The following is a 12,928-nucleotide window of genomic DNA, read 5'->3' on the forward strand; positions in this document are numbered from 1 at the left end:
TGCGTATGATCGCCGATGCCTTGATGGACAATCCGGCCGACCGCCGGACAGTGGCGGAGTGGGCGCAAGCCGTCGCGCTCGGCGAGCGGACGCTGATGCGCATTGTGCTCGCTGAGACCGGCATGACCTTCAGTCGCTGGCGTCAGCAGCTTCAGATCATCGTCGCCATCCAGAAATTGTCTGCTGGCGACACGGTTCAGTCCGTGTCCGGGGCGCTCGGCTACGAGTCGGTGAGCGCGTTCATCACCATGTTCAAGAAGGCGCTTGGCAAGTCGCCGGCGCGCTACTTCTCCGAGCGCGAGGCCGGCCAGACTGGGCCCGGGGAGATCTGTCGCGAGACGAACTGCAAGCTTCGCCGGATGCCTGAGGTGCGGGACACGCTCAATGGACTTTCGCAACGCAGATGGCTGGAGTCAGAGCGCTTCGTTTCGGACGATCTCGATGCCGAAGCCTGACAGTCCCTTGAAGTGATGCGTCGACGACGTGAGGTGACGGATGGAGCTGATCTTGAGATCCCGCAGGATCTGGGCGCCGACGCCGATCTCGCGCCATTGCCGATTGCGGTCGTCTTCGCGCGAACCGATCGGGCCTAGCGGCGCAGGCGGAACGCCCGCCGCGCCGTCGCGCAGATAGACGAGCACGCCGCTGCCATTATCCTTGAAGCGTTGCAGAACGACGTTCATCTTGGCCTGTTCCTGACCCGAGAATAAATCGCGCAGGATGTTGGGTTTGTAGAAGCGCGTGAGGACGTTGGTACCGTCGCCCAGTTCTCCGTAGATATAGGCGACGTGATGAATGGGATCGAAAGGCGAGCGATACGAATAGCCCTGGAGCGGGCCGATCGGGCTCTCCGCCGTGACGCTCGAGACGCGCTCGATCAGCGTCTCACGGGCCTGCCGGAAGCTGATGAGGTCAGCGATGGTGACCTGTTTCAGCCTGTGCTTGTCGGCGAACGCCGCGACCTGCGGACCCTTCATCACCGAGCCATCGTCGTTCATCAGTTCGCTGATGACACCGACCGGCTCGAGACCTGCCAGTCTGCACAGGTCGACGGCGGCCTCGGTGTGACCCGAGCGCATTAGTACGCCCCCTTCTTTTGCGATCAGAGGGAAGACGTGTCCCGGCCGGCAAAAATCGCCAGCGCCAGCGTTGGGGTCGGTGAGTGCACGGCAGCACGAGGCCCGCTCTTCGGCCGAGATGCCCGTTCCGTTATCCGGCCGGTAGTCCACTGACACGGTGAACGCCGTGGTGTGAGCCGAGTCGTTGTTGAGAACCATCGGGTCGAGCCGCAGGCGTCTCGCGTCTTCGAGTGTAATCGGAGCGCAGACGATTCCCGATGTATGGCGGATGACGAAGGCCATCTTCTCAGCCGTACACCGCGAGGCGGCGACGACGAGGTCGCCTTCACCCTCGCGATCGTCGTCGTCGGTGACCACGATGATTTCGCCGTCGGCGAGCGCCTGCAGGGCCGCTTCGATCGATCCCGTCATCTCGGTCGCTCTGCTCGCTGTAACCGATGCGTGCTCGCGTTGGGTCGTGTGCGGATTGTCAGGCTCGCAGCGCCGCTCGAGCACTCTGCCGATTTTGACTTCACCATTATTGCCAACTGGCCGGAGCCCATGGCGGGGCGCTTCATAGTCTTTCCACGCTGTAGCTGGGACGATTGGTGTCGAGCCCAATCGGCGCATCGGACAGCAAAGGACCAGCTGCGTCGTATCGGGATCTTGGTGAGCGCTCCAGAGGGCGCGAGGGGGTGGCGCAAGCCTTCACGGTGACCGGCCGATTGGTGTCGATCGGCAGCACCGTCTTGTGCGAAATGCGCTTGAGGGCCAGATTTGATCGAATGCTGCTGACGCCGGGGATGCGGGATAGTTTGTTGACGATGAGGTCTTCGAGATCTTCGATGTCGGCAGCCATGACGCGGAGCATGTAGTCGCTCTCACCGGTCATCAGGTAGCATTCCATCACCTGGGCCAGCCGGTCGATGGATCGGGTGAAATTCTCGAGTGACGTCTGGACCTGCTTTTCTAGCTTGATCTGGATGAAAGCCGTTACACCAATGCCGAGCACGGCGGGATCAAGAAGGGCGATCCGTCGATCGATCACGCCGAGTTTTTCGAGTGTTCTGACGCGAGCCAGACACGGCGACGGCGAGAGATTGACGCGTGATGCGAGCTCGACATTGGTCAAGCTCGCATTCTGCTGGAGCTCGTTGAGGATCTTGATATCTATTCTGTCGAGAGAGGTTGTCGACATCGCGTGTCTCCCAAATCTGGCAGTCTTCTTGCGGCGCTTATCACCATCGTTTGCGAGGCGATGACAATCGCGTGGTAGACGCTAACCCCAATTGCGCTTGTGGGATTTCGACAAATCACCGACTTGTATCGAAAAACCGTCAACCTTCGGTTTGTGCATTGCGATCAAAGTGTTGGTTGCCTAGTTTCGATACATTTTTTGCACATGCGATATGCAGGCCGATGTTAATCCAACGGATCGATATCGACGTAACGCCCGGCGCTTCATCGAGTGGCTGCCCCCTGGCGCTTGACGGGATGTGCAGCAGAGCTTTGGTGTCGAGCGTCGCAACTCTGCGGCCTTGTTTCGTACGACCGCCTTTCGCCGCGTGTGGCCGTGGTCCCACGTCACTGGCCACACCGCCGGCGTTGCGCGAGACAATGGTTCGGCAGGAACGACCGCCCACCCTCGACGACCCAAAAATGGCAAGGATCGGCCTGACGCAGAGATGGATCAAGCGACCGACAAGTCGTTGCAGCATAAAATGCTGATGAAGCTTCTGTGACACGCGTTGTTCGAGCAGTAATGCTGAGAGGATCGAGCGACTATTCATCCACGATCGCACTGGGGCGGACGGTTGGATTGTCGAGCGTGAAACTGAAGCAAGTCTATCTGACAGCGAACGATCCTGGACGCCTGGCCGACTTCTACGAAGGCCTGGGTCTGAAGGTGCGCTTCGCTGATCCCGGCAAGTGGATCCAGTTCGTGAGCGATGCGGCCGCGTTCTGCGTCGCCGGACCGACGGAGTCGGTCTCGGATCAGCTGCAAGATGCCGTTCTTGTCTTCGATGTCGATGACCTCGAGGCCGCCATGGAGCGTGCCGCAGCCATGGGGGCGCAAGTCGGTGCGGTTCGGGACATGGCCAGTCACGGCCGTGCGGTGAAGGTGCGGGATCCGGGCGGCAACGTCATCCAGTTCTATCAAGCCGCCGGATAGTTCAGGCGCTCACCGGGGCAGCGCTGCATGCCGAACTCACAACCAGACAAAGAGGGCGCATCCATCCCATGAATCCAAGGGTCGTAGCCATGCCGTCCGCAACACCGCCGCTGTCCGAGACGGGCCCACTCGATGCCGCGGCATTCCGCGCTGCGATGCGCAGCGTGCCGGGCACCGTGTCGATCGTCACGACAGGCCGGGCGCCGAACCGCCATGGTCTGACACTGACGGCGGGCTGCTCGCTGTCGGCGGCTCCGCCCAGCGTGCTGGTTTGCGTCAATCGATCTGCCGGTGCGCACGACACCATTCTCAGCAGTGGGTCGTTCTGCTGGAATATTCTGGGGGTCGAGCATCGCGATCTGGCGCTCAAGTTTTCCGGGCAGGACGGCAGCAAGGGCGATATCCGCTTCGGCGACGGTTTGTGGTGCGACCTCAAGACCGGAGCACCAAGTCTGGTCGGCGCGGTCTGCAGCTTCGATTGCCGCGTGGTGAATGCTTACACCGACAGTAGTCACACCATTTTCACCGGAGAGGTGGTGGCTCAGACGGCGAGAGCCGGATGTGAGTCGCTCGTCTACATCGACGGATATTTCGCCGCGCCAAAGGCGGTCTGAAACCCAGGACGACGTCAGGCGCCGCTACCTTTCCGCTACAGCCAGGATGGAACCGATCAGCATGCAAGGAAGACGGAGAGTGTCCATCGCGCATCCATCAGCGGTCGGTCGCTGATGCTGTCGCTCTGGCTCAATGTCATCACGGGTGGGGTGCTCATCGGGCTGGTTTACGGGCTCGTTGCGCTCGGTCTCACGATCATCTTCGGCGTCATGCGCGTGGTCAATTTCGCTCATGGCGAGATGGTCGTGTTCGGGATCTACATCGGATACTGGACCGTTCGAATCTGGGACGTCCCGATCGTTTTGGCCGCCGTGATCGCCGCGGTCGTCATGTTCGTGTTCGGCTATCTGCTGGAGACGCTCGTCGTGAAGCGGTTCGTCAATCGGCCGCATCATTATCAGTTCATCGTCTTCATCGGCCTCTCACTGCTTTTCAGCGGCGTATTGCTGATGTCGTTCGGTCCGGATCCGCGGCCGACGGCGTCTCAGCTGTCCTTCCAGACCGTGAGCGTGGGACCGCTCACCTTGGATTGGGCCCGCATCCAGGCGGCCGCTACGGCCGGACTGCTGATCGCCGCACTGGGAGCCTATCTGAAGTACTCCGCATTCGGCCGATCGCTGCGGGGCGCCGCCAATAATCGACTGGGCGGACTGGTGGTAGGGCTCAATATCCCTCGGGTCTATGCGGTGACCTTCGGCATCGGAGCCGCCTGCGCTGGCGTCGCCGGCGCATTGATCTCGCCGCTGTTCGATGCGCAGCCCTATCTCGCCGTCGACTTCACGCTGCTGGCCTTCGTGACGGTGATCGTCGGCGGTCTCGGCAGCTTCGGCGGCGCTCTTCTGGGCGGCCTGACGATCGGGGTCGCCGAAGCGATCGCGGCCTTGATGTTCACGCCGTCGATGAAAACAGCGCTCCCTTACGCGCTGCTGATCATCATCCTGATTTTCCGTCCGAGGGGGTTTTTCGGTGCAAAGGACATCTGATCAAGCCAGCGAGACCAGGCGTTGGGGAGCCGGCGCTCTGGTCTTCGCCGCCCTGGCCGTGGTGGGTGGCATGTCCAACGCCTATGTCATCTCGCTTCTGACGATCGTCCTGTTGTTCACCTTCATGGGACAATCGTGGAACCTGATGCTCGGGATCGGCGGGCAGCTATCCATCGGTCACGCGCTGTTCGTTGGAATCGGTGCGTATGCAGTGGCGATCCTGAACATCAAATACGGCCTCACCCCGTGGATCGGTCTGCTGCTGGGCGCGGTGATTGCGGGCTTCGTCGGCGCGGTGCTGGCGTGGCTGAGCTTCCGCTTCGAGGTCCGTGGCATCTACTTCGCGCTGCTCACGATCGCAGCCGCCGAATTCGCCCGGATCATGTTCGGCGGGTGGAACTATGTCGGCGGAATGCAGGGCCTGTTCTATCAGGCGCCGAGCGCCACGATGGACCTCGGGATGCTGCGCGGTGACGCGCGGTTCTACTACTTCGTCGCGCTCGCGCTTGCGGCCATCGGCGTCGCGGGAACGGAGCTGATCTCGCGGTCCTATTGGGGCTATGTCTGGCGGGCGATGCGGGATGACGACGAGGCCGCCCGCGCACTGGGGGTGCGGACGTTTCGCCACAAGGTGCTGGTGGTCTCGATATCGGCCGCGACGGCCGCGGTCGGCGGCGGCGTGCTGGGCTTGGTGCAGGGTGCGATCTTTCCGGATTCGATCATGGGCATGGCGATCTCGGTCGACGTCCTGATCGGTCCTGTGGTCGGCGGATTGGGCACTGCGTTCGGTCCGCTGGTCGGCTCGATGGCCGCGATCCCGCTGCATCACGCCATGGGGGCGCTCGGCGACAGCCTGGGCCTCCCCGGACTCAACAGCGTCGCCTACGGGGCGGTGCTGATCCTGGTCGTGTGGTTTCTGCCCGACGGCATCTGGCCGGCGATCGTCCGGCTCTACGGGGCGATCCAGCTGCCGGCGCGCGGCCGGATCTCACAATTGCGGAAGGTCGAGGAATGACCGCGTTGCTCGAGGTGAAGAACCTGACCAAAGCGTTCGTTGGATTGGTCGCGGTCAATGACGTCAGCTTCTCACTGCAGGCAGGCCGCATCACCGCCCTGATCGGGCCGAACGGCGCCGGCAAGACCACCTGCTTCAACCTCGTCGCTGGGGCGCTGAGACCGACCGCCGGGCAGGTGCTGTTCGAGGGGCGTTCGCTCGAACGCGAGCCGCCCGAAGCGGTGTGCCGCATGGGCATTGCGCGCACCTTCCAGATCGTCCGGCCGATGAAAGATATGTCGGTGCTCGAGAATGCCATGGTGGGCGCCTTCAGCTGGACGACGAACGTCAAGGAGGCGCGGGACAAGGCGTATGAGTCGCTCGAAAATGTCGGGCTGGCCGGCAAGGCGAATGCCCGGACGGATCAGTTGACGTTGCCCGATCGCAAGATGCTAGAGATGGCGAAGGCGCTCTCGACCCGCCCCAAGCTGCTGCTGCTCGACGAAGTGATGGCGGGGCTGCGTCCGACCGAAGCGGCCGGCGTCGTCGGCGTGCTGCACCGGCTCGCCGAGGGCGGGCTGACGATCCTGCTGGTCGAGCACGTGATGCGGATCGTGATGGAAGTGGCGTCGACCGTGGTGGTGCTTCACCACGGCGCCAAGATCGCCGAGGGCAAGCCGTCAGAGGTGGTCGCGGATCCTGCGGTGCTGGAAAGTTATCTGGGAGCCGGTTTCCATGCCTGACGACGCGCTTCTCGAAATCGACGACCTGTGCGTGGCCTATGACGGCTCCAATGCGCTGAACGGCGTGTCGCTCCGCATCGGCAAGGGTGAACTGATCTGCGTGGTCGGCGCCAACGGCGCCGGCAAGACCTCTCTGATCCGATCAATCTCGGGGATCGTGCCGTCGTCGCGCGGTTCTGTCAGGATCAACGGAGTCGAAATCTCGCGGCGACCGCCGTGGGACATCTGCGAAATGGGCATCGCTCAGGTCGCCGAGGGCCGCCAGATCTTCAGTGCGCTCTCCGTCGAGGACAATCTGCTGATCGGAGGCTCGCTGAAGCGGGCCAGGCACGACCTGGCAAACACGCTTGATTCCGTCTATCAGCTGTTCGGGCGACTTCGCGAGCGCCGCGACCAGCTCGCCGGCACGCTGTCCGGCGGCGAGCAACAGATGCTGGCGATCGGTCGGGCGATCATGTCGAAGCCAGAAATCGTGATGTTCGACGAGCCGTCGATCGGACTGTCGCCGGCGCTGACCGATGTGATGTTCGGCGTCGTCAAATCCCTCAACGAGCAGGGCATCACGGTCCTTCTCGTCGAGCAGAATGTCGCCAAGTCGCTCGCGCTGAGCAGCCGCGGCTATGTGCTCGAGAACGGCTCCGTGGTGTTGCATGGATCGAGCCGCGATCTTGTCGAGAACCCCGATGTCCAGCGCGCCTATCTGGGATTGTGAGGTGCGCGCTCTCGGCGAGGCATCGGGCGTTGCGGCTCTCTTCGCGCCGCCGTTTGGTCCACCGCTTCCCGGCTGTTGCAGCCGCCTCTCGCTTGGGTCTCATTGATGAACACTGTCGCTTCTCTCCTGATCGAGCGTGATCAAGACCTGGTCACGATCGCGATGAACCGGCCGCCGGCCAATGCGCTGAATGCGCAACTCATCGTCGAGTTGCTAGAGGCGATCCGGCGCCTCGCCGACGACGAGAATCCGCCCGGCATCGTGCTCACCGGAAGCGGCGACCGATTCTTCAGCGCAGGCGGCGACATCAAGGAAGTCGTCGGGATCGACGTCGCGAGGCCGCGCATCCGGTTCTTCCACGAACTCCTCGTGGCCATGGAGAACTATCCGGGCCCGATCGTCTGCGCCGTCCGCGGCTATGCGGTCGGAGGCGCCCTGGAGTTTCTGCTGCATGCGGACTATGTTGTGGCCGATGCGGCGTGCAAGATTGGATTTCCGGAAATCAACCATGGCCTGCTGCCGGTGACCAAAGGCATGCGCCGGGCCGTCGAGAAGCTCGGCGTTCGGGCGGCGCAAGAGCTGCTGTATTGGGGCGAGCTCGTCGGCGCGGATCGCGCCGTAGCGATCGGCGCCGTGAACGAGATCGTCCTGACCGAGGAAGTCGCGTCCCGTGCGCGAGACGTGTGCGGCGCATTGCGGCAGAAAGACCGCAAGCTGTTCCACGCCATCAAGCGATCACTGAACCTCACCGCGCAAATGAGCGATCAGGCGCTCGAAGCAATGACCGTAGCCGACCTCGATGCCTATGTCACAGCCGAGAGCTCAACCAACGCGCGTGCGAGATTTTTGTCAAAGAACAGTAAGGGCTGAGCCGATGACGCGCGGATATCCCGATCAGATCTATCTGGAGCAGATGAGCCATGAGGAAGTCGCCGCGGCGCTGGCCGATGGGTGCACGACGGTGGTGATCCCGCTGGGGGCCATCGAGCAGCATGGACCGCATTTGTCCTTGGGTATGGATGCGGATCATGCCGATGCTCTGGCCGAGCGGATCGCGCGCAGCCGCGGCAACACGCTGGTGGCGCCGACTATCTCTGTCGGCTGCTCGTCTCACCATCTGCCATTCGCGGGTACGATCTCGCTACGGCCGGAGACGCTGGAAGCGATTTGTGTCGATTATTGCACAAGCTTGGCGCGGCACGGCTTCAAGCGCATCCTGATTCACTCGGGCCACATCGGCAATTTTCCGGTCCTGAAGGACATGCTCGGTCGCTTGCGCGAAGCTGTCCCCTCGGATGTCGAAATCCTGGCGTTCGTCGACTCGACGAAATGGATCGACACGTGGCGCGATGCGGTGCGCGAAGCCGGAGGAGACGTGTCGGCCGTCGGCGGCCATGCCGATATCGCCGAGACGTCGCTGATGATGGTCATTCGGCCCGACAGCGTCAGACCGGACCGCTTCGAGGTGGGCCATCTTGGTGGCTTGTCGGAGGCTGATCTCGAACTGATGTGGAAGAACGGCATCCGATCGGTTTCGCAGAACGGCGTGATCGGAAGTCCGTTCGGCTCGAGCCACGCCATCGGCGAAGCGTGCCTCGCGGCGGTTGCGGAGTTGCTGAGCAAGACCTTCGAGAGTGAGGCCGGAGCCGCCGGCGCCCGCCGTTGACGGTCGGCCCGTCCGCTGTGCGGCCAAGCTGCCCGCGGGGTCTGCCATGTTGCGAATACTGACAGCATAAAATTCGGAAAGCTTAACTCCGCAGCGCGGCTTTCGGGCGAAAATATCGCATCGCGTATGAAACCCTGTGCCATCTCGCAAGCTAGAAGGATTTAGACATGGCACTTACGTTTGGGTTCTGGTCTGAACAGGAAACCCAGGTCGGCCACAGTTACTCGCGCAGGCTTCACGAACTGGTCGATGAAGTCCGTCTGGCCGAGAAGGTCGGCTTCGACTGCGTCGCGCTCTCCGAGCAGCACGTGGCACTGGGCGGGATCTCGAGCTCGGCGCCCGAAGTGGTGTTCGGCTATCTGGCCGCGGTGACGTCGCGCGTCAAGCTGCGCGCGGCGGTGACGCTGATGCCGCAGCGCATCAACCATGCTTTGCGTTCGGCCGAGCGGCTTGCGGTGACCGACATCCTGTCCAACGGCCGCATGGAATTCTACGGCGGCCGCGCCAACACCACCATCGCGATGCGGGCGTTCAACGTCGATCCGAACGAAACGCTGGCGCAGATGGAAGAAGGACTGGCGCTGCTGAAAACGGCGATGCGCCAGGACATTTTCACGTTTGACGGCAAGTACTACCAGATCCCTCCGCGCCAGCTGGTTCCGAAGCCGCTGCAGAAGCCGCATCCGGTGATCGGAATCGCGGCGACCAGCGAGCGCAGTCATCTCTGGGCGGCCTCGCAGGGCTTCGCCGTGATGAGCAGCAACATCTATCAGGGCTGGGACGCTCAGCAGAAGCTGATCGACGCCTATCAAAAAAACTGGAAGTGCGACGCGGAGGGACCGCTGCAGCGTCCGCGTATCGGCATTCCGCTGTTCATCGGCATCGGGAAAACGGACGAGCAGGCCAAGGCGGATTATGCCGGCCCGCTGATGCACTATGCCAAGATCTCAACCGATGCCTATCCGCGTCTCGCGGCGATTGCCGACGACTACAAATACATGGGGGAGAGCGTGCCGTCGATGGAGCGTGCCGCCAGCGACTGGGACTATCTGGTCAACGAGTCGGCCACGACGGTGTGCGGCAGCCCCGATACGGTCATTCGTCAGATCGAGAAGTTCGAGGCCATGGGCATCGACGAGGTTCTGCTGCACATGGACTCCGTCCCGCACGAAAAGATCATGGAGGCGATCGACTTGGTCGGTCGCTACGTCATCCCGCATTTCAACGACAGAAACAACGTCGTGCGGCCGACCGAGGAGATCCTCGGGCAGATCCGGCTGATGCGGACCCAGAAGCAGTAATCGAACGGTGAAATCAATGTCGCAATACGGCTACAAGTACCTGATTGTCGAGCAGCGCGCCACTGGCGTCACGATCGTCACGATGAACCGGCCGGAGATCCTCAACGCGATCAACTGGGAGATGCACGAGGAGCTCGAAGACGTCTTCGTCAAGCTGGATCACGATAGTTCTGTCAACGCGATCGTTCTCACCGGTGCCGGGCGCGGATTTTGCTCCGGTGGCGATCAGAAGTCGCTGGATAAGGGAACGCTGCCGTCCCCGACGCGCAGCGGTCGCCACCTCATTCGCAACATGCTGGAAGTCGAAGTGCCGATCGTCGCGGCCGTCAACGGGGTCGCGGTCGGCCTGGGTGCCACGCTCGCGCTGTTCTGCGACGTCATCTATGCGAGCTCGACAGCTCGTTTCGCCGACACGCACGTCAATGCCGGCGTCGTCGCGGGCGATGGCGGCGCGGTGATCTGGCCGCTGCTGATGGGGCCGGTGCGCGCGAAGCACTATCTGATGACCGGCGAATTCATCTCCGCCGAGAAGGCGGCTGCTATCGGCATGATCAACGAGGTGGTCGCGGACGGCAACGTTCTCGATGCCGCGATCGAATACGCCGAACTGCTGGCAAGCGGGCCGAAGGAATCGATCGTGTGGACCAAGTACAGCGTCAACAAGATCATCAAGCAGTACGCCCACCTGCTGCTCGACACCTCTGCGGCGCTGGAGATGTTGACCTTCAAATCGCCCGAGCGGGCCGAGGCGGTCGCCGCATTCGCGGCCAAGCGCAAGCGTTTCGCGGAGCGCTGAGATGAACGTCGCGGAGATGACATCCGGCGCCCAGTTGGCCGATACGACCGTCGCGCAGCTTTTGGCTGCGCGACTCGCGGAGCGGCCCGACAAGACCGCCTTGCAACAAAAGCGTCACGGCACCTGGACCGCCATGACGTGGGGCGCCTATGCGCAGCATGTCGTCAGCCTGGCCAGCGCGCTGCGGCGTGCTGGTCTCGCGCGCGGCGACCGGGTCGCGATCATGGGCGATTCGTCCGAGGAATGGCTGATCGCGGACATGGCCACGATGTGCGCCGGCGGCGTCATGGTGGGCGTGTACTTCACCTCGTCACCGGAAGAAGTGGCTTACTGTCTCACGGATTCAGGCGCGAAGTTCGCGTTCGTCGGCGGGGATCAGCAGCTTCGCATCGTGATCGCCTCCGGTCGGGCCGACCAGCTCCGCGGCATCATCGTGCTCGACCCGGATTGGACCGGCGAGGCCACGGCGTCGATTAAGTCGCTGGCCGACTTTGTCGGACCACACGATGTCGATGCGCATGATTATCTGCAGAAGGAGAGCGCGACAGCAAAGGCGTCCGATGTCGTCAGCATCGGCTATACGTCCGGGACGACCGGAAACCCCAAGGGCGCTATGCTGACGCACCTTTCCATTCTCGCCGGCGTTCATTGCATCACCCTGTTCGGCCCAAGCATGCGCGAAGAGGAACACCGGGTGGTCGTGCATTTGCCGATGTCGCACACGGTCGCGCGCGGGCAGGCGACGACGTTGCCGCTGATCGCCGACGCAGTTCCTTATTTCGGCGAGACGACCGCGGACTTCGCCCAGACGATCAAAGAGGTGAAGCCGACCTACTACATGGCGCCGCCGCGGTTCTACCAGCGTTTTGCGACGCAAATTCTCAGCAAGGTGCATCCCGCCGGCGGTGCGGGAGATCAGAACTACGCGCTCGCCATGACGATCGCGCGCAGGGCGCTCGAAGACCGTCAACGTGGCCATGAAGATGCCTTCGTCTCGAAACTGTTCGCGGCCTGCCGCGAGCAAGTGTTCCTGCCGCTGCTCGCGGAGGTCGGTTTTGACGAGCTGAAGGTCGCGTTCACCTCGTCGGCGGCGATGCCGTCCGAGCTGATGTCGCTGTGGCAGCTGTGGGGCTTGCAGCTCAAGGAATGCTACGGCCAGACCGAATTGGTCGGTGCCAATCTGGTGCAGATGGCGGAGTGGCCGAAGGCCGGCAACGTCGGGGTCCCGTTGCCGGATCCGGCTTGGGAAACCGCCGTGCTCCAGGACGGCGAGATGATCGTCCGTGGACCGGGATTGTTCGCGGGCTATTGGAACAAGCCGGACGAGACGAAAGCGGCGCTTCGCGACGGCTGGCTCTACACCGGCGACATCGTCGAAGTGTCGCCGGAAGGAATCTTCAAGCTGGTTGACCGGAAGAAGGAGATCATCAACACGTCGAACGGCAAATCTATCAGCCCAACTCAGATCGAAAACGAGCTGAGGCACAGCCCCTTCATCTCCGAGGCGGCGGTCATCGGCGAGGGGCGAAAATATCTCACCGCCCTGATCGAAGTGGATGCCACCGCCACAATGGACTGGGCGAAGTCGCGCGACGACAAGATCACGAGTTACGCCGACCTGGCAGCCTCCGAGATCGTCAACCGGCTGATCGAGGCGGAGATCGGCAAGGCCAACGGAAGGCTGTCGCGAGCCGAGCAGATCAAGGCGTTCCGCATTCTGCCGGAGGAGCTGTCGCTCGAGAACGGCGTGATGACGCCGACGCGGAAGAAGCGTCGCAAGCAGATCAACGAGCGCTATCAGTCGCTGATCGCGTCGCTCTACGACGAAACCGAGGAGAAGCTGATCAAGGCCGAGATGGGCCTTTGACGTCGGCGGCCGTTCCCCAA

The 12,928-nt window shown here is 62.6% G+C and carries 15 protein-coding genes; 12 read left to right on the plus strand and 3 right to left on the minus strand.

The window, feature by feature from the left end; genetic code table 11:
* Positions 1 to 5: 5 nt before the first annotated feature.
* Complete coding sequence (locus tag X265_RS42075) at positions 6 to 455, plus strand: helix-turn-helix domain-containing protein (protein ID WP_347339911.1); 450 nt, start codon at positions 6 to 8, stop codon at positions 453 to 455.
* Here the strand turns inward: X265_RS42075 and ribB are convergent.
* From ribB to X265_RS13325, 3 genes are all read right to left on the minus strand, one after another.
* Complete coding sequence (gene ribB / locus X265_RS13315) at positions 414 to 1,490, minus strand: 3,4-dihydroxy-2-butanone-4-phosphate synthase (RefSeq protein WP_128965215.1); 1,077 nt, start codon at positions 1,488 to 1,490, stop codon at positions 414 to 416. The genes X265_RS42075 and ribB overlap by 42 nt on opposite strands.
* A gap of 142 nt (positions 1,491 to 1,632) precedes the next feature.
* Positions 1,633 to 2,190, minus strand: a complete 558-nt coding sequence (locus X265_RS13320) for an Lrp/AsnC family transcriptional regulator (protein ID WP_244659496.1) — start codon at positions 2,188 to 2,190, stop codon at positions 1,633 to 1,635.
* Between the two features lie 205 nt (positions 2,191 to 2,395).
* Positions 2,396 to 2,848, minus strand: coding sequence for a hypothetical protein (locus X265_RS13325; RefSeq protein ID WP_128965217.1), 453 nt, complete (start codon positions 2,846 to 2,848; stop codon positions 2,396 to 2,398).
* A 38-nt stretch (positions 2,849 to 2,886) separates the two neighbouring features.
* Between X265_RS13325 and X265_RS13330 the strand changes: the two genes are divergently transcribed.
* The 11 genes from X265_RS13330 (at position 2,887) to X265_RS13380 (ending at position 12,908) form a co-directional block, all read left to right on the plus strand.
* Positions 2,887 to 3,231, plus strand: a complete 345-nt coding sequence (locus tag X265_RS13330; protein ID WP_244659495.1) for a VOC family protein — start codon at positions 2,887 to 2,889, stop codon at positions 3,229 to 3,231.
* Between the two features lie 89 nt (positions 3,232 to 3,320).
* Positions 3,321 to 3,845, plus strand: a complete 525-nt coding sequence (locus tag X265_RS13335; RefSeq protein WP_128965219.1) for a flavin reductase family protein — start codon at positions 3,321 to 3,323, stop codon at positions 3,843 to 3,845.
* Positions 3,846 to 3,959: 114 nt separating this feature from the next.
* Positions 3,960 to 4,829 carry a branched-chain amino acid ABC transporter permease gene (locus X265_RS13340; protein ID WP_128965220.1) on the plus strand — a complete coding sequence of 290 codons (870 nt, stop codon included), beginning with the start codon at positions 3,960 to 3,962 and terminating at the stop codon, positions 4,827 to 4,829.
* A gap of 70 nt (positions 4,830 to 4,899) precedes the next feature.
* The gene (locus X265_RS13345; RefSeq protein WP_128969255.1) at positions 4,900 to 5,844 is read left to right on the plus strand and encodes a branched-chain amino acid ABC transporter permease; all 945 of its coding nucleotides are present in this window, start codon (positions 4,900 to 4,902) and stop codon (positions 5,842 to 5,844) included.
* A complete protein-coding gene (locus tag X265_RS13350; protein ID WP_128965221.1) occupies positions 5,841 to 6,566 on the plus strand; it encodes an ABC transporter ATP-binding protein in 726 nt (241 codons plus the stop codon). The genes X265_RS13345 and X265_RS13350 overlap by 4 nt, the downstream gene beginning before the upstream one ends.
* Complete coding sequence (locus tag X265_RS13355) at positions 6,559 to 7,278, plus strand: ABC transporter ATP-binding protein (RefSeq protein ID WP_128965222.1); 720 nt, start codon at positions 6,559 to 6,561, stop codon at positions 7,276 to 7,278. Before X265_RS13350 ends, X265_RS13355 begins: the two co-directional genes overlap by 8 nt.
* Positions 7,279 to 7,383: 105 nt before the next feature.
* Complete coding sequence (locus X265_RS13360) at positions 7,384 to 8,148, plus strand: enoyl-CoA hydratase/isomerase family protein (protein WP_128965223.1); 765 nt, start codon at positions 7,384 to 7,386, stop codon at positions 8,146 to 8,148.
* Between the two features lie 4 nt (positions 8,149 to 8,152).
* Positions 8,153 to 8,944, plus strand: a complete 792-nt coding sequence (locus X265_RS13365) for a creatininase family protein (protein WP_128965224.1) — start codon at positions 8,153 to 8,155, stop codon at positions 8,942 to 8,944.
* A gap of 167 nt (positions 8,945 to 9,111) precedes the next feature.
* Complete coding sequence (locus X265_RS13370) at positions 9,112 to 10,245, plus strand: LLM class flavin-dependent oxidoreductase (protein ID WP_128965225.1); 1,134 nt, start codon at positions 9,112 to 9,114, stop codon at positions 10,243 to 10,245.
* Between the two features lie 16 nt (positions 10,246 to 10,261).
* Positions 10,262 to 11,041 (plus strand): enoyl-CoA hydratase/isomerase family protein, encoded by a 780-nt coding sequence (locus tag X265_RS13375; protein WP_128965226.1) that lies wholly within the window; start codon positions 10,262 to 10,264, stop codon positions 11,039 to 11,041.
* Position 11,042: 1 nt separating this feature from the next.
* Entirely contained in the window at positions 11,043 to 12,908 is a 1,866-nt protein-coding gene (locus tag X265_RS13380; RefSeq protein WP_128965227.1) for an AMP-dependent synthetase/ligase, read from the plus strand.
* The last annotated feature ends 20 nt before the right edge of the window (positions 12,909 to 12,928 follow it).

Source organism: Bradyrhizobium guangdongense (assembly GCF_004114975.1).
Taxonomy (GTDB): Bacteria; Pseudomonadota; Alphaproteobacteria; order Rhizobiales; family Xanthobacteraceae; genus Bradyrhizobium; species Bradyrhizobium guangdongense.